Raw genomic sequence first — 16743 nt, forward strand, 5'->3', positions numbered from 1 at the left:
AAGCCGCCTAAAAGCCTTTGACAATTTGTCCTAGGCTCTATTCCAATTTTAACGCTGTTACTTACAATTATTATGTTTCTGGTAATTTAAGGACGGTACGTATCTGTTTTCGACAGCCAGTCAGAAAAAACCTCCCAGTTTACATACGTTGTGCCGTTTACAACAATCCTTGGGGCACTTGGGTACTGTACAAATAATTCTTCTATCTCTTCTTTGCTCATCGGGAGAAAAATAGCCAAATCTTCTGTTTTCATTAATGTTTGATCGCCGCTCATTCCTAAAAAGCCCATTTTGGGACTTCTGCTTGTTTTTAACCCGCTTCCTATGAAGTAGCCCATTGCGGTCAGACCTGCTCCAATCCAGAAAAAATCAAGTTCCATTTAAACTCCCCCTGCATTTTCTTCGCTTTCTCTTTACTACGCACAGATTAGCTCAAAGTTTCAAAACCATCCACTCTAGTAAATAAATAATAATCGATTACTTAAAAAAGAGGTTGGGACAAAACTAAAAAATAGTTTTAAAAATGATAATATATTTATTATATGGTAGTAGGAGAGCGGAGCGAACGTGGCTGCTCCTGCAGTATATAACGGTTACTTTAGAACCCAGTAGGTCTCAGCGCCGTCCCTGCGGAAAGCGTTCACCAGAAGCACAGCGAACCGGTCAAAGAGGCTGAGACAATTTGTCCCAGCCTCCTCCTTAATTTATACTTTTATTTTTCGTTCGCTCCATCAAAAGTCCGTTTCCCTAATTCATTTTCAAGCATATAAAACATATTGCTGTCTTTGTCGATTCTTCTTAATTTTTGAATAATCGCATCAAAAGTCGCCTGTTCTTCTACTTGCTCTTCTATAAACCAGTTCAGGAAATTCATTGTGGCATGCTCCCGTTCGTCCAAGGCTAAATCGGCTAAAGCATAAATCCGCTTTGTAACTTCTTTTTCATGAGCCAAAGATTTCTCAAATGCCTCCAGAACAGAATCAAATTGATTATTTGGTTTAGCCATGCTGTCAATTTCTGCACGAACACCCATATCGATAATAAACTGATAAAATTTCATCGCGTGAAAACGCTCTTCTTCTGCCTGGGCAAGAAAGAAGTTCGCAAAACCATCGAGACTTTCATTTGAGCAGTAAGCTGCTGTAGCCAGATAAATATGAGCGGAGTAGAACTCATAATTCATTTGATCATTTAACCCTTTAATTAATGTTTGACTTAGCATGGTCATCACCTGTCCTTTTATTTTATTTAGAAAACATCCTCATTAAATATCCTGAAATCTCGTTAACTTCTCACGGGGATTTGTCCGTGTTCTTCCTAATGGAATGGACTCTTCTTTAAAGAAACCAAGATGCAAGAATCCAATTATTTTTTCACCCGGTTTCACCCCAAGCAAAGATCGCACCTTAGGATCAACTATATGCGGATTCGTTTTCCACACAACACCAAGCTTTTTCTCCCAGGCCAGCAGCTGAAAATTTTGTATAAGGCAGCTTACTGCTCCAAAATCTTCTTCGCGCTGTTTTTGGCGAGGATCTTCCGGTACAACGATGATAAGAAATGCTGCCGGCTGTTTAAAATACTGACGCCTGTTTTCCTGCATTTCTTTAGGAAAGGTTAGTACCAGCTTTTCTAAAAAGTTTTCTTTTTCCTCAGAAGAGACGAAGATAAACCGCCATGGTTCCCTCAGACCGTGATTCGGTGCCCAAACAGCATCATCAAGAATGTCCATGATCAGTGATTCATCTACCGGATCGTCTGTATAATTCGCTTTTATCGAACGGCGTTCCCGTATTACTTTTGAAAGCGGTGAGTCTGTGGTTTGATCATTCATTTGCGTCAAATAAACCATCCTATCTTTGCAGTTATAAAGTTTTATTATTTGAAATTGATAATCACTCTCAATTAACAATTTACTATATAACCTCTTTCCATTCAAGCATTTTATCAGTACCCCTCTTTTCTTGAGAATAATAAAGATAGAAAATGAATTTTCAATGTACGGGAACACGGACCTCTCCTGAGCTAAAAATTAAGTAAGTCAAAATTATTTATTTAGTTTTTCTCCGCCGCTTCACGTGCCATTGCCCTTCCAGCTTCACGCCCTGTAAATAAACAGCCGCCGAGGAAGGTCCCTTCAAGCGCACGGTAGCCATGCAAACCGCCTCCTCCAAATCCCGAGGCTTCACCTGCTGCATAGAGACCTTCAACAACTTTACCTGAATGGTTCAGCACCCGGCCTGATAAATCTGTTTGAAGTCCACCAAGCGTTTTGCGGCTTACGATATGCAGCCGCACTGCAATCAGCGGACCATTTTCCGGATCAAGGATCTTATGGGGAGGGGCAACCCGAATCAATTTGTCTCCAGCGTAGTTTCTTGCCCCGCGGATCGCTGTGATTTGAAGATCTTTTGTAAACGAATGATCCATTTCACGATCCCGTGATTCCAATTGCTTTTCAATGTCATTAACATTTAACAGATTCGAGCCTGCCAGCTTGTTCATTCCCCTGACCAAATCCTCCAAATTGTTTTCAACCACAAAATCTTCTCCATAATCCATAAACGCCTTTACAGGGTCTGTTGGACCAGGCAAGATTCGCTTTAAGACTTTTTTTATGCTTTTTTCAGTGAGATCAGGATTTTGTTCTGATCCGGATAAAGCAAATTCTTTTTCAATGATTTTTTGAGTAAGGATAAACCAGGAATAGTCAAATCCTGAATTCGCGATCGTCTGAAGTGTCCCCAATGTATCAAAACCTGGAAAATTTGGAGATGGGAATCTTTTTCCTTTTGCATCAAGCCATATTGAAGAAGGACCTGGCAATATACGGATTCCATGGTTTTTCCAGACAGGAGCAAAGTTTTTAATTCCTTCTGTGTAATGCCACATGCGGTCCCGATTGACCAGCCTCCCTCCCGCTTCTTCTGCGATGGCAAGCATTCGTCCATCCACATGAGCGGGCACACCGGAAATCATGTTTTCAGGGGGCGGTCCGAGTCGATCAGGCCAGTGTTCTTTTATTAATGAATGATTTCCTCCTATTCCACCGCTTGATATAAGAACCGTCTTCGCTTGAACAGCAAAATTTTTAAGCGCCTTCCTGCTGCTTTCTTCTCCTCTTTTTGCTGAACTTGGTTCCAGAACTTCTCCATCTACGCCAATCACGCGTCCTTTAAGATGTATTAAAGAGTTAACGCGATGTCTCGGAAGATAATCAATGAGCCCGCTTTTTATATGCTCCCGAACTCTCCGTTTAAAAGGTTTAAGAATGCCCGGTCCGGTCCCCCAGACAATATGAAAGCGGGGGACGGAATTTCCATGCCCATCTGCAAGCTGCCCTCCTCTTTCTGCCCATCCTACGACAGGAAAAAAACGAATGCCCATCCCATAAAGCCACTCGCGTTTTTCACCGGAAGCAAAATCAACATAGGCCTCTGCCCACTTTTTTCCCCAGTAATCCTGATCCTCCTCCCGGTCAAAACCTGCAGTCCCAAGCCAGTCCTGCCAGGCTAATTCTTTCGAATCCTTGATACCAAGTCTTCTCTGTTCCGGAGAATCCACTAAAAACAAGCCTCCAAATGACCACCATGCCTGTCCGCCAAAAGATGCCTCCGGCTCCTGATCAACAATGAGCACTTTCCTGCCTGCATCTGCTATCTCTGCTGCAGCTGTCAGACCAGCCAGTCCTGCTCCTACTACAATTGCATCGTACCCCATTTAATCCCACCCCTTCAGCCAAATGCATTTATCATATTTTTAATATTCTGACTAAACAATCGTTACATATTTTTATAAAGATTTCTAGTTTTTAAAGTAAAAAAGGCTGGGACAAATGTGTCTCAACCTTTTCTAAACGGTTCACTTCGTTTTATACGGACGCTTTCCGCAGGGACGGCTCTGAGCCTTCTGCAGACTTCGCCCTGCGGAGTCTCAACGTCACATCCTGCTGGAGCCGCCACCTTCCACTCTGTTCACCTCATATTAACCCAATGAATAAGATTCTATTAACATCATCCTTAATTGTATTTCTACAATTGAGTTAGCGTATTTGTAACCATAATTACTGTGACTAGAATTCCGTATATGATTCCTCCTAAGTACGGGTTATTCGTTGCCAGATAGATTTTCCGGGTCACGATTGCAGCAAGCGGTATGATAATAATCATAGGCAGAAGCCAGATACCAATAATAGGAGAAAGATCTGCAAAATAAATTTCTCCTGTAACAAAGAAACTTGTATATTGAATAACAGCCAAAACTGCCACACTAATCCCATTAAATAAAGTAAGCAATGCGATGTTGATCCATTTCTTTTTGCCACCAGCTACAAAATTAAATGAATTGACAGCAATAGAATTGGCAACATAGAAGGCAAGAAAAAACGGGAGATATTTAAGAGCTATTAAGATTTTGTCAGGTGTAAAAGCTTTTACTGCTATTATCCATATACGAAAATCTGTTTTGAAGAAATAATCGGCAATAAATACCAAGCTAAAAGCAGCCGAACAAACGATAAGAGCCAATGCAATCGTTTTAAGAAGAGGTTTGAATCCTATGATGACGCCGGAATCACGGAGATCCATCCCCTGGCCTTTAGAAAAGAGCTTGTAAGATAAAAACAAAATAAGCAGGGTCGTAATTCCCATTACCGCTGACCAGATCCCTATATAAAAGACGGGAGCCTGATTATAGAAGGCAGGAATGTTCTCCATGCTCCAGTTGTATAGGGCCAAATAAGAAAATCCTGATACAAGTGCACTTACGATCAGTCCACCCCAGAACCACAGCAACCCTGCTCCTTTAGGTGCTGTCCGGGCGGTTACCTCTTTTTGAGCTTTTAAAGATCGGAAGGTTTCTGTATATAGCATAAGTTTAGTGAAACTAATAACAAACATCACAAATCCAATTAAACCTATAAAATTAAAGAGCACTTTAAATTGCCAAATCTGGCTGGCAGGTTCTATAGGATTTGGTGCTCCTACTGTTTCATCGAAAAATTCGAGTGTGCTCTCCACGACGTTTGCTGAGAAATGATTCCACGGGTGAATCTGGGCCGGATTATAAATTACCCGCACAGCTTCCTCTCCGTCAACATTCTGACGATAAATAGAATAGCTTTCACGCTCTTCTGCCTCAGCAGGGTCTGCGCCGAAATTCAGGAAAGACTGTGCATATTCGGTTTGAATATAATTGCGGGGAACTGTTACAGCGCCATCCTCACTTAGACTGCGGAAAAAGAATTCATCGTATTGTGCTGCAATAATTCCTGTGTCACGTGACCCATATACATTTGCAAACTCCTGTTCATCCGTTCTCATTGCCCAATACAAAGGTTCTCCAGGATCATTTGTATACATTGCATCATTCGCTACAAGAAGCACAGATGAGATTAATTGATCTTCCTCGCTTTTTTTATTGTCTTCTAAAATAGACCAGTTGGCAGCTCTTGCACCATTTGAATGGCCTGTGACACCTATACTGTTTATGTCAATATAGGGCAGGTCAGCCATCAGTTCTACGGCATCATACATTCCGGTTCCACGATTAGGCCATTCAGAGGGTGGAACCGCATCTGAATTTCCGTGTCCATACATATCAATCGACATCACCACATAGCCTCTGCGCGCCATTTCAACATAATTTAAATCCTGCATCTCTCTATTGTTATACCAGCCATGACTTGTGACAATCCCTGGTGCCGGCGTTTCCTCCGTAGCATTTTCAGGAATGAGCAGCAGAGCGCTCATCAAATGTCCGGATGGCGTTTCCCACCTTAGATCTTTTATGGTGATGCTGCCCCCGGATGTTTGGACGAGCGACGCTCCAATCATGCTGACCAAACATAAAATAATTGATACAATCAGTAATCTTTGTACCCCTTTTTTCTCCCTCATTTTTAAACCCCTCTCAACTTAATACCATTATGCGCATGTGAATTGTGATAACGCTTACTGAAATGTGTCAAGAATTTATTGATTTCCTCCCTTCTTACGAAACGTCCTAGTGGAGACTGATTTTACAAACAAAAAAATCACACGAGTCCCAATTAAATTAAGACTGTCGTGTGATCTCTCATTCTCTGCCACTGATATTAACTTATCTTTTATTATAGTAACGTATGAAAGCGTTGTCAACAAAAAATGGATTACTGCCCAGGTATTGGATTTTATGAGATCATCTAGATGCTATTTACTAATATAATATAAAAGAATACGAGATAAAATGAACTGAGTGGAGGAGCTGAACATGAATCATCAGGCGTTTATAGAAAAAACAATCGAATTGGCTGTTGAAAATCTCAACACAAAAGGCGGCGGTCCTTTTGCAGCGATTGTGGTTGATCAAAATGGAACTGTTGTTGCGACAGGGCAAAACAAGGTTACCTCCTCTAATGACCCTACTGCTCATGCAGAAATTCAAGCCATTCGGAAGGCATGTGAGAAACTTCAGACCTTTCAGCTCACAGGCTGTACTCTTTATACCAGCTGTGAACCTTGTCCCATGTGTCTGGGTGCGGTCTATTGGGCAAGACTGGATCAGGTATACTTTGCGGCAAATCAGGAAGCAGCTGCTGCGGGTGGGTTTGATGATAAGTATATCTATGAGGAAATTAACAAAAAACATGAAGAGCGAATGATCCCTTTTTATTCAATAGATAGTAAAAACATGAATGTTCCTTTTGAAAAGTGGAAGACGCTTGCGGTAAAAGTAGAGTATTAAACCAAGAGTAGTACGGGGATCCCAAGCAGGAAACATTTTGCATTCTTCATTCAGATGCTTCTTTAGATAGAAAAAAGAGGCTGGAACATAGCAGATAATGGTCTGCCTCTGTCCCAGCCACAAATAAACTACGCAAATAAACTTATCATTTACGCCTTCGGTTTTGTTTCCCCAGTATAATCAAGCATACCGCCAGTCATATTGACGACTTTGTAGCCGTGGTCATGCAGGAACCAGCCAACATTTTCACTGCGCTTTCCTGAGCGGCAAATCAGGACATATTCATTTTCTTCATTTAAGTCATCAAGATGCATGGCGACGTCTCCCATCGGAATATGCTTCGCCTGAGGAATCATGCCTTCTGCTACTTCATCTTCTTCACGGACATCAATTAAATGAATAGGCTCACCAGCTTCAATTTTCTTTTGTACCTCTTGTGGCGTTATGGTTTTCAGTTCAGACACTTTAATCATCCTTTCAAAGTTAAACATACTGTCAGTATAGCAAAAAAGAAAGCCGGAGACTTCCTAAAACCATCAGGGGCATTTCCGGCTGCCTATTATTTTTAATTCGCTACGATATTCACCAGCTTGCCGGGAACCGCAATCACTTTACGTACGGTTTTGCCTTCAATGGCTGATTGTATCGTTTCTTCACTCGTCGCAAGTTTTTCCATTTCTTCTTTGCCTGCGTCTCTTGCAATCATCAGTTTCATTTTCATTTTGCCGTTCACCTGCACGACAATCTCCACTTCGTTATCCACCAGTTTTGATTCGTCAAATGCCGGCCAGTCAGAGTAGGAGAGATTCGTTTCTCCAAGTTTTTCCCAAAGCTCTTCTGCTAAATGGGGAGCAAATGGAGCAAGGAGCTGAGTAAAGCCTTTTGCATATTGGGTTGGAATCACTTCAGCTTTGTATGCTTCATTCACAAACACCATCATCTGAGAAATAGCTGTGTTAAACCGTATGCCTTCAATATCTTCTGACACCTTTTTAACGGACTGATGATACACTTTTTCAAGCGAGTCATTTGGCTTGTTTTGCACTTTATGAGTTAAGGCTCCATCTTCAGTTACAAAAAGGCGCCAGATGCGGTCCAGGAACCGGCGTGAGCCATCGAGACCATTTTCAGACCAGGCGATGGATGCGTCAAGCGGCCCCATGAACATTTCGTAAACGCGCAATGTATCGGCCCCATGCGTTTTCACAATCTCATCGGGATTTACAACGTTGCCCTTTGACTTACTCATTTTTTCGTTGTTTTCTCCAAGAATCATTCCCTGATTAAACAGCTTTTGGAACGGTTCTTTTGTTGGTACTACACCAAGATCGTAGAGAACCTTGTGCCAAAAGCGGGCATAAAGCAAATGAAGCACCGCATGCTCTGCTCCGCCAATATACATATCGACCGGCAGCCAATGGTTAATTTTTTCAGGGTCTGCGATCGCATCGTCGTTATTAGGATCAATATAACGCAGGTAATACCAGCAGCTTCCAGCCCACTGCGGCATTGTGTTGGTTTCACGCTTGCCTTTTTTGCCTGTCACAGGGTCGGTTACATTCACCCACTCTTCAATATTGGCAAGCGGAGATTCACCTGTGCCGGATGGTTTGATATTTTTGGTTTTTGGAAGCTCAAGCGGTAGTTCCTCAAACGGCACACCCGTCGTTGTTCCATCTTCCCAGTGAATAATCGGAATCGGTTCACCCCAGTAACGCTGACGGCTGAAGAGCCAGTCACGAAGACGGTAGGTTGTCTTTTTCGTGCCTAGTTCTTTTTCTTCAAGCCATGAAATTGCTTTTGAAATCCCTTCTTCTTTTCCAAGGCCATTTAAAAAGTCTGAATTGATATGTGCACCATCTCCGGTGTAGGCTTCTTTTGAAACATCTCCGCCTTCAACCACCTCAACGATTGGAAGATTGAATTCAACTGCGAACTCATAATCCCGTTCATCGTGCGCAGGAACCGCCATAATGGCGCCGCTGCCATAGCTCATTAGGACATAATCAGCGATCCAGATCGGCATTTTCTGGTTGTTTGCAGGATTAATGGCGTAAGCGCCTGTGAAGACTCCTGTTTTCTCTTTCGCTAAATCCGTTCTCTCTAAATCACTTTTTGATTTAATTTTATCGATATACTGTGCAACTTCTTCTTTTTTATCTACTGCTGTGATCTTGTCAACAAGCGGATGCTCGGGAGCCAGCACAGCATATGTGGCACCGAAAAGAGTATCCGGGCGCGTGGTGAATACTTCAAAGGATTCCTCTGTATTTTCTATGTGAAAGCGAACCTCTGCGCCTTCAGATTTCCCCACCCAGTTGCGCTGCATGTCTTTAATGCTTTCAGGCCAGTCAAGCTCTTCAAGATCATCAATCAGGCGATCTGCATAAGCGGTAATTTTAAGCACCCACTGCCGCATCGGTCTGCGCTCAACAGGGTGGCCTCCACGCTCGCTTTTGCCGTCGATGATTTCTTCATTTGCCAGAACCGTGCCAAGTGCAGGACACCAGTTGACTGCTACTTCATCAACGTAAGCAAGACCCATTTCGTGGAGTTTTAGAAAAATCCATTGTGTCCATTTATAATAGCTCGGGTCTGTTGTGCTGATTTCCCGGTCCCAATCATAGGAAAAGCCGAGTTCCTGGATTTGGCGGCGGAATGTATCAATATTTTTTTTCGTAAATTCTGCAGGATCATTTCCTGTATCAAGCGCATACTGTTCAGCCGGCAAACCAAATGCATCCCAGCCCATAGGATGAAGAACATTATAGCCGTTCATCCGTTTATAGCGTGACAGAATATCTGTCGCTGTCATGCCCTCCGGATGTCCAACATGTAAACCTGCGCCGGACGGGTATGGAAACATATCCAGTGCGTAAAACTTCTTTTTCCCGATATCGTCGGATGTTTTAAATGTTTTATGATCTGACCAATATTGCTGCCACTTTTTTTCGATCTTCTGATGATTAAAACTCATTCCAGTTCCTCCTCTAGTTACAAATGCCTATAAAAATACAAAAAACCCCCGCCCCTATCATGGGACGAGAGCTTATTTATCAGTCTCCCGCGGTACCACCCAAATTCGTGTACACGCACTTTGAAAAAGTTATCATCCTTATCGCGGAATACGGATTGCACTAGCACTGCTTCGCACAATCGACTCAGAGGCGAGTTCGGCATTCATTCGACTGACTTGCACCTTCCGTCAGCTCTCTTTTGGCTCGAAATGAAATCCCTACTAATCCTCTTCAACGTCTTACCTATTGGTTTCTCTATTATTGTATGCAATAAAGCATGGGCATGCAAGCCTTTTGTTACATTCAGCTTTACCATAAGCTCCATCTTTTAACCATTGAGTGAAACAATTTGTTTTTCCTTTTTTAGTGGACGATCATAAAAAACGGTCAGTCCAATGGAAATAAAGAGCAGGATAATTAAAAATCCAAAAAGGATTCCCATTCCATAGGAATCAACAAGCACCCCTCCCAGAAAAGGGCCGATCATTCTTCCGCCGGTAGCGGTAGAGTTAACAATTCCCTGATAAAACCCTTCTCTTCCTTTTGGCGCCAGCTGATTCGCAATGGTAGGCACCGCAGGCCAGATCAGCATTTCTCCAATTGTTAAAATGACCATGGCAGCCAGGAAGCCTTGAAACGAGCCTGCATAAGCGGTTACAGCAAAAGACACCATAAAAATAACAATCCCGATGATCATCTGCTTTTTTAAATTTTCTTCAAATGTTTTGACGACAGGGCGAATTAAGGGCTGCCCAAGAACAATCAGTGTACCGTTTATTGTCCAAAGCAAACTGTACTGTGTAAGCGTGATATTGATCTGCTGCGTGTAGGTCGCGATGGTAGACTGCCACTGAACATATCCGACCCAGCAAAGCAGGTATCCTCCGCACAGGATCAGAAGCGCAGTAAAAGCCGTCCTGTTTTTAATCTGACTTGATTCCTGCAGCACACTCGTTTGGATATTCGCTTTAATGGTAATTCCTCTATAGCTCACAACAGCAAGCATGAAAAATGCAGCATACATAAGAAAATTCGCCAGAAAAATATAATCGAACGACACAGAAGCAACGATGCCTCCCAAAGCTGCTCCTAAAGCAACGCCTATATTTTGAGCTAGATATATGGCGTTAAACGATTTTCTTCCACCCTCCGGCCATACCGAGCCTGCCATTGCATACATAGAGGGAAAAACGATCCCTGATCCAAAACCAATAATGATGAGAAAAAATAAATAAGAAGGCCATTCATGGTAAAAGTTTAACCCCAGCAGCGCACAAACGGATATGATTATTCCTGTCATAATGGACCGGTAGCCTCCAATACGATCGAAAAGCCAGCCGCCAAGCAGATTCCCCACTACACTTGCAGCTGCATTGGCCATGAGAACAAGACCTGCTACAGATAAGGATTTTCCAAGATGTTCATGTATATAAATGGTATTTAACGGCCATAGAAAAGATGATCCTGTCACATTTATCATCATTCCGATTACCAGTACCCACAATTTTCGCGGCATACGTATTCCTCTTTTCACTTGATCTTATATTTCGAGCACCAAATTAGTTTAGCTAGAATCCCAGAAATGCACAATAACTTTATTGTTGTTTTTGGATATTTTTATAGGAAGACGAATACTGGCTTTTTAAAAAACTGTGTGCCTGTTAAAATATGGTTCATTTAATTAAGAATTTATTCTCTGAGTTGCTACTATGTATGAATAAAAGTATGACCAGTCCACCTGCGTGTCTATTTTCCTATTTACCCTTCAATTGATTGGTGATGGCTGCTGGAACATGATAGAATGCGCTATAGATGATAAAGAAAACAGGTGATGAACCTGCTTTTAAAGGAGTAATTAATATGAGTGAATTAAATCCGTTTTTATATGCGGAAGACCAAAAACGGTACCATACATGGAATTACCATCTGCGAAACCATTTTGGCCATAAAGTTTTTAAAGTTGCACTGGACGGAGGATTTGACTGTCCAAACCGCGACGGCACTGTTGCTCACGGCGGCTGTACGTTCTGCAGTGTAGCAGGTTCCGGGGATTTTGCAGGCAACCGGGTGGATCCGCTAGAGCAGCAGTTTAATGAAGTAAAAGACAGAATGCATCAAAAATGGAAAAACGGCAAGTACATGGCCTATTTTCAAGCCTTCACCAATACACACGCACCTGTAGACGTTTTGCGTGAAAAATATGAAACGGTTCTCGGCTTTGATGATGTGGTGGCACTGTCCATTGCAACCCGTCCTGACTGTTTACCGGATGATGTTGTGGATTATTTGGCAGAGCTGAATGAGCGAACTTATCTATGGGTCGAACTCGGTTTGCAAACTGTTCATGAATCCTCAGCCACACTGATTAACCGCGCCCATGATTTTGAATGCTATAAAGAAGGCGTTCAAAAACTGCGTGACCGTGGAATCCGGGTGTGCTCTCATATTATTAACGGCCTTCCAGGAGAAGACTATGAAATGATGATGGAAACAGCAAAAGCAGTTGCTGAATTGGATGTTCAGGGAATAAAAATTCATTTGCTGCATCTTTTAAAGGGCACTCCTATGGTGAAGCAGTATGAAAAAGGAAAGCTGGAGTTTTTAACACAGGAGAACTACGTGAAGTTAGTGTGTGACCAGCTTGAAATCCTGCCGCCGGAAATGATTATCCACCGAATTACTGGTGACGGACCTATTGAATTAATGATCGGACCGATGTGGAGTGTGGATAAATGGAATGTCTTAAACGATATTGATAAGGAATTGATCCGTCGCGGGTCCTATCAGGGAAAACATTTTAAAGAGGTGAGTCCGCAGCCATGAATTTAGACCGCATACTGCCATATGCGCGCCAGCTGCTTGAACGGGTTGTTCAAAAAGGCGATGTCGTAGTGGATGCTACAGTGGGCAATGGCCATGATACGCTTTATTTAGCACAGCTTGTAGGTGAACATGGACGTGTATATGGATTTGATATTCAGCAGGAAGCGATAGATGAAACTGCATCTAAATTGGAGGAACACCAATTAAGAAACCGGGTCATGCTGTTTCAGGAAGGGCATGAACTGGCAGACCAGGCAATTCCTCCTGTCCACCACGGAGCAATCTCGGGAGCTATTTTTAATCTTGGATACTTGCCTGGCGGGGATGAAACACTCGTCACAAGACCGAGGACGACAATCACAGCCATTGAGAAATTGCTTGAGATGGTAAAGCCGGGTGGAATAATTGTCCTGGTTATTTACCACGGTCATCCTGAAGGTGCAGTTGAGCGGGATTACCTTCTGAGATTTGTTCAAACCATTGATGGTGAAACGGCTCACGTTCTGAGGTATCAATTTATGAACACCCAGACCCCTTCGCCGTTTATCATCGCGATTGAAAAACGCGGAGTTCGGAATTAACCTGCTTCTGCATTTGCTGGGTAATGTCATGAAAAATTAAAGCTTCACAAGGAAACTCTCTGCCTGAAGCGAACCGATCAAAAGAGTTTAAAAAATGAGGATATATTTATGAATAGTAGTAGGAGAGCAGAGCGGAAGGTGGCGACTCCAGCAGGATATGACGGCAAGCTGAGACTATACAGGGCTTTGCCCTGAAGAGGCTCAGCGCCGTCCCTGCGGAAAGCGTCCGCCTGAAGCGCAGAGAACCGGTCAAAGAAGCTGAGACATTTTTGTTTCAGCCTCTTCTATTTATTCTATAATTCCTGTTAATACATTTTACTGTCTTGTTTGTTAATTGGCTTAGAGTAAACCTGCCCTCTTCAATCCTTCTGCAATCCCATCTTTATCAACTGCAGCTGTCGTAAAATCTGCAGCTTCTTTTGCTTCATTGCAGCCATTGCCCATTGCGATGCCATGTCCAACGGAAGCCAGCATTTCAATATCGTTTAAACCATCTCCAAATGCATATACATTTTCCATATTCAAAGAAAGGACCTCAATGACCTTTTCAATCCCCTTAGCTTTTGAACCTCCCGCCGGTATCACGTCAACAGATTGAGGATGCCATCTGATAAAGTCAAAATGCTCAAATTTTTCATCATACGCCTCTTCTTCGTTTCCTTCACAGAAAAGAAGCGTCTGATAAATTTCTTCCATATGAAAATAGGAAGGGTCATGTGTTGGAAAGGATTTAATCTTTAACGAATTAAAGCTCGCTGTAATCCTGTCGTGCTCCTCTACATTGGCTTTCATTTCGCTTTTCCCCATGTAAACAAGCGGGTGGTTCTTCACTGCAGCTGACTCTGTTAATTGTTTTAAGCTGTCGTAATGGAGAGGGTTGCTTACGATCATTTCCCCGTTATGCTCCACGTATTGGCCGTTATAGCTGATAAAGGTATCGATCGACAGCTCCCTGCGCAAATCCTCAAACATAAACGGCGCCCTTCCTGTTGCAATTGCCACATAATGACCGTTGGCCTTCAGCCTGCTGATTGCATCCTTAGTAGATGCCGGCAATTTCTTATCATGGTCTAATAGCGTGCCGTCAATATCAAAAAAAATAATTTTTTTACTGCTCATCCTGTCACCTCTGAAAAGTTCTTTTTTTCTATAAGATTCTCTCCCATCATAACAGAAGCCCTTGAGGAGAAAAATAATCTGACTTGTGGAGAAGTGAATCGCTCAAAGAGCCTGAGACATATCTGCCCCAGGCTCTGCACTTAATCCCTTTGATTCACTTCATCATTTCCTTCACCAGCTCTTTATTGCGCTTTTTAAACACTTCATTGTGTGAGGAGACCATCGCAGCGCTGCTTGCTTCAGGCTGAATAAATTGTTTTGCTTTATTCACAGCGTTGGCTGCGTCCTGAAACGCTCCTGCTATCAGATGAAGTTTTCCGTCATGCTTTAAAATATCTCCTGCAGCATAAAGACCCGGCACGGAGGATTCACTGCTGGCACTGCCGGATACATAAAAATCGTCAATCATTTGTATGCCGAGTTCACTGTTTTTAATAAGCGCTGAATCAATTTCATAGCCGTGATTAATGACGACTTCATCTACATCAAGTATGGTTACTTCGCCGCTCTCCTGATTGGTGAGCTCTACCTTTTCGATGGTTTCATGATCTGGCGCAGCAGCCAGTTTCGTTATAGAAGTTGAAAGCATGCAGACCGCTGAACTGTTCAGCAGCTGTGATACTTGTGCCTCATGCCCCTTTAATGAATCCTTCCTGTAGGTCAGATAGATTTTTTTTGCAATAGGCTCTAACTCGTTAGCCCAGTCAATAGCTGAGTTTCCCCCTCCTGATATAAGGACGGTTTTGTTTTTAAATCGCTGTAATGACTTAACTGTATAATGTAAATTCGTTACTTCAAATCGGTCCGCACCCTCTATCGTCAGCTTTTGAGGATTTAAGATGCCGCTTCCAACTGCAACGATTACGGTTTTAGAAAGATGCCGGTTTCCTGAAGAAGCGTCTAATTGAAACAGGCCCTCAGCGGTCCGGTTGATTGATTGTATTTTTTCATTTACTACCACATCAGGGTTGAATGTCAGCCCCTGTTCCACCAGCTGATCAATTAATTTTGCACCAGGCAGAGGAGTCTGTCCGCCAACATCCCAGATCATCTTTTCAGGATACACATGGATTTTTCCGCCAAGCTGCGGCTGATACTCAATAATTTTTGTTTTTAATTCCCGCAGCCCGCTGTAAAAGGCGGAATAAAGTCCTGCAGGACCTCCCCCAATCACAGTGACATCAAAGATTTCCTGGTTATGCATAGCGATCCGCTCCTCTTTTATCATCACGATTGATTATCATTCTCATTTAACTATACTCTTTTTTGGAGACAAACACAATATCAGGGTTTATATCTTCCCCTCCTCTTCTACTGCAATCCTGAAAAACATAAGCTAGTTCCATACCTTAAAATCCGGTAAATGGAGCTTAGGTGAAATGTACGTATTTCCAGCAGGAATGAGGAATGTATGTGAAGCCATGGAATAAGGGATGTCAGATTGCTGCTGTTTATGTAGGGACTGTAGTAGGAACAGGATTTGCCACAGGGAAGGAAATTGTAGAATTTTTTTCGCAATATGGTATATGGGGGCTTTTTGGAATAGCCATGAGCGGGTATTTTTTTATTACGCTCGGGACAAGCCTGATGATAAAAGCGATTGATTTAAAGGCCCGTTCCTATGAAGAGCTGAATGAGCATTTGTTTGGCAGAAGGGTTTCAAAAGGAATAAACCTGATAATGCTTGTGATGCTATTAGGTTTTTGTACAGTGATGCTTTCAGGAGCAGGAGCGTTATTTGAAGAACAGCTGGGACTGCCTAAGATGGCAGGTGTGGTGCTTACGATAATCTTACTGATAATGATTATGACATTAGGCACAAAAGGACTTGTAGCGGTTAATACGTTCATTGTTCCGCTTTTGATTGGTTTCACTTTACTGCTGATGTTTTATTCTGTTACTGGGGATGGTTTCATGGAACATCTGCTTATGGTGCCAAATCAGGACAGCATATGGAAAGCTTTTGCATCGCCGTTTATTTATCCCGCTATGAATTTGGCAATGGCTCAGGCGGTCCTTGTCCCGCTCGCAGCAGAAGTTAATGATAAAACGGCTGTGCGTATAGGGGGAATACTAGGAGGAAGTGTGTTAACCCTTATTCTCATCTCAAGTAACCTGACGCTCGTCACACTGCCGGATTTCACTCATTATGAAATTCCCATGGCAGCCGTAATGAAAGGAGCCATGCTTTCCTTTTACTGGATTTATATTCTCGTAATTTTCGGTGAAATCTTCACTTCAATCGTGGGCAATGTATATGGAGCAGAAAAACAGATTACGACGTATATCCGGGCAAGACGAATGTATGTCATCATTGCGGTTGTCTTATTTTGTGCTGCTTTCAGTTCATTTTCGTACAGCGCCTTATTAGGATTTTTATATCCTCTTTTCGGCTATATCAGCCTTGCTTTCTTTTTCCTCCTATGGCGAAAGTCTGCAAAGCGGTATCGGTCCTGAGCAAGATCGCTTTACAGACTTTC

At 42.6% G+C, this 16743-nt stretch carries 14 protein-coding genes and 1 other annotated feature; of the genes, 4 read left to right on the forward strand and 10 right to left on the reverse strand.

Annotated elements, in window-relative coordinates; all coding sequences use genetic code 11:
• Positions 1-86 precede the first annotated feature (86 nt).
• From ACQCT8_RS07115 to ACQCT8_RS07135, 5 genes are all read right to left on the reverse strand, one after another.
• Positions 87-380 (reverse strand): DNA-binding protein, encoded by a 294-nt coding sequence (locus ACQCT8_RS07115; protein WP_426869757.1) that lies wholly within the window; start codon positions 378-380, stop codon positions 87-89.
• A gap of 332 nt (positions 381-712) precedes the next feature.
• Positions 713-1222 carry a ferritin gene (locus ACQCT8_RS07120; protein ID WP_426869878.1) on the reverse strand — a complete coding sequence of 170 codons (510 nt, stop codon included), beginning with the start codon at positions 1220-1222 and terminating at the stop codon, positions 713-715.
• Between the two features lie 42 nt (positions 1223-1264).
• Positions 1265-1834 (reverse strand): nitroreductase family protein, encoded by a 570-nt coding sequence (locus tag ACQCT8_RS07125; RefSeq protein ID WP_426869880.1) that lies wholly within the window; start codon positions 1832-1834, stop codon positions 1265-1267.
• Between the two features lie 221 nt (positions 1835-2055).
• On the reverse strand, positions 2056-3720 hold the full coding sequence (locus ACQCT8_RS07130; RefSeq protein WP_426869759.1) for an FAD-binding dehydrogenase: 1665 nt from the start codon (positions 3718-3720) through the stop codon (positions 2056-2058).
• A gap of 311 nt (positions 3721-4031) precedes the next feature.
• A complete protein-coding gene (locus ACQCT8_RS07135; protein ID WP_426869761.1) occupies positions 4032-5897 on the reverse strand; it encodes an alpha/beta hydrolase family protein in 1866 nt (621 codons plus the stop codon).
• A 352-nt stretch (positions 5898-6249) separates the two neighbouring features.
• Here ACQCT8_RS07135 and ACQCT8_RS07140 point away from each other — a divergent pair, with 352 nt between their 5' ends.
• Positions 6250-6723, forward strand: a complete 474-nt coding sequence (locus ACQCT8_RS07140) for a nucleoside deaminase (protein WP_426869763.1) — start codon at positions 6250-6252, stop codon at positions 6721-6723.
• A 149-nt stretch (positions 6724-6872) separates the two neighbouring features.
• Here the strand turns inward: ACQCT8_RS07140 and ACQCT8_RS07145 are convergent, their stop codons facing one another.
• The 3 genes from ACQCT8_RS07145 to ACQCT8_RS07155 form a co-directional block, all read right to left on the reverse strand.
• Entirely contained in the window at positions 6873-7187 is a 315-nt protein-coding gene (locus ACQCT8_RS07145) for a rhodanese-like domain-containing protein (RefSeq protein ID WP_426869765.1), read from the reverse strand.
• 101 nt (positions 7188-7288) lie between these two features.
• A complete protein-coding gene (gene leuS, locus ACQCT8_RS07150; RefSeq protein WP_426869766.1) occupies positions 7289-9700 on the reverse strand; it encodes a leucine--tRNA ligase in 2412 nt (803 codons plus the stop codon).
• A 57-nt stretch (positions 9701-9757) separates the two neighbouring features.
• Positions 9758-9984 (reverse strand) — a binding site (T-box leader).
• An 84-nt stretch (positions 9985-10068) separates the two neighbouring features.
• A complete protein-coding gene (locus ACQCT8_RS07155; protein ID WP_426869768.1) occupies positions 10069-11256 on the reverse strand; it encodes an MDR family MFS transporter in 1188 nt (395 codons plus the stop codon).
• A 344-nt stretch (positions 11257-11600) separates the two neighbouring features.
• On the opposite strand from ACQCT8_RS07155, the gene ACQCT8_RS07160 reads away from it, so the two are divergent.
• Positions 11601-12563, forward strand: coding sequence for a TIGR01212 family radical SAM protein (locus ACQCT8_RS07160; protein ID WP_426869770.1), 963 nt, complete (start codon positions 11601-11603; stop codon positions 12561-12563).
• Positions 12560-13144, forward strand: a complete 585-nt coding sequence (locus tag ACQCT8_RS07165) for a class I SAM-dependent methyltransferase (protein WP_426869772.1) — start codon at positions 12560-12562, stop codon at positions 13142-13144. The genes ACQCT8_RS07160 and ACQCT8_RS07165 overlap by 4 nt, the downstream gene beginning before the upstream one ends.
• 339 nt (positions 13145-13483) lie before the next feature.
• Here the strand turns inward: ACQCT8_RS07165 and ACQCT8_RS07170 are convergent, their stop codons facing one another.
• Together ACQCT8_RS07170 and ACQCT8_RS07175 are read right to left on the reverse strand one after the other, a co-directional pair.
• Complete coding sequence (locus tag ACQCT8_RS07170) at positions 13484-14263, reverse strand: Cof-type HAD-IIB family hydrolase (protein WP_426869774.1); 780 nt, start codon at positions 14261-14263, stop codon at positions 13484-13486.
• Between the two features lie 154 nt (positions 14264-14417).
• Positions 14418-15467: an NAD(P)/FAD-dependent oxidoreductase gene (locus tag ACQCT8_RS07175; RefSeq protein ID WP_426869776.1), complete on the reverse strand. Its 1050-nt coding sequence runs from the start codon at positions 15465-15467 to the stop codon at positions 14418-14420.
• Positions 15468-15676: 209 nt separating this feature from the next.
• Between ACQCT8_RS07175 and ACQCT8_RS07180 the strand changes: the two genes are divergently transcribed.
• Positions 15677-16720, forward strand: a complete 1044-nt coding sequence (locus tag ACQCT8_RS07180) for a YkvI family membrane protein (protein WP_426869778.1) — start codon at positions 15677-15679, stop codon at positions 16718-16720.
• The last annotated feature ends 23 nt before the right edge of the window (positions 16721-16743 follow it).

Source organism: Jeotgalibacillus proteolyticus, assembly GCF_050107735.1.
GTDB classification, from domain to species: Bacteria; Bacillota; Bacilli; order Bacillales; family Jeotgalibacillaceae; genus Jeotgalibacillus; species Jeotgalibacillus proteolyticus_A.

Excerpts from the sequence above, each read along its gene's own strand:
- ACQCT8_RS07115 (WP_426869757.1), bottom strand. The coding sequence starts at position 380 with ATGGAACTTGATTTTTTCTGGATTGGAGCAGGTCTGACCGCAATGGGC.
- ACQCT8_RS07120 (WP_426869878.1), bottom strand. The coding sequence starts at position 1,222 with ATGCTAAGTCAAACATTAATTAAAGGGTTAAATGATCAAATGAATTAT.
- ACQCT8_RS07125 (WP_426869880.1), bottom strand. The coding sequence starts at position 1,834 with ATGAATGATCAAACCACAGACTCACCGCTTTCAAAAGTAATACGGGAA.
- ACQCT8_RS07130 (WP_426869759.1), bottom strand. The coding sequence starts at position 3,720 with ATGGGGTACGATGCAATTGTAGTAGGAGCAGGACTGGCTGGTCTGACA.
- ACQCT8_RS07135 (WP_426869761.1), bottom strand. The coding sequence starts at position 5,897 with ATGAGGGAGAAAAAAGGGGTACAAAGATTACTGATTGTATCAATTATT.
- ACQCT8_RS07140 (WP_426869763.1), top strand. The coding sequence starts at position 6,250 with ATGAATCATCAGGCGTTTATAGAAAAAACAATCGAATTGGCTGTTGAA.
- leuS (WP_426869766.1), bottom strand. The coding sequence starts at position 9,700 with ATGAGTTTTAATCATCAGAAGATCGAAAAAAAGTGGCAGCAATATTGG.
- ACQCT8_RS07155 (WP_426869768.1), bottom strand. The coding sequence starts at position 11,256 with ATGCCGCGAAAATTGTGGGTACTGGTAATCGGAATGATGATAAATGTG.
- ACQCT8_RS07160 (WP_426869770.1), top strand. The coding sequence starts at position 11,601 with ATGAGTGAATTAAATCCGTTTTTATATGCGGAAGACCAAAAACGGTAC.
- ACQCT8_RS07165 (WP_426869772.1), top strand. The coding sequence starts at position 12,560 with ATGAATTTAGACCGCATACTGCCATATGCGCGCCAGCTGCTTGAACGG.
- ACQCT8_RS07170 (WP_426869774.1), bottom strand. The coding sequence starts at position 14,263 with ATGAGCAGTAAAAAAATTATTTTTTTTGATATTGACGGCACGCTATTA.
- ACQCT8_RS07175 (WP_426869776.1), bottom strand. The coding sequence starts at position 15,467 with ATGCATAACCAGGAAATCTTTGATGTCACTGTGATTGGGGGAGGTCCT.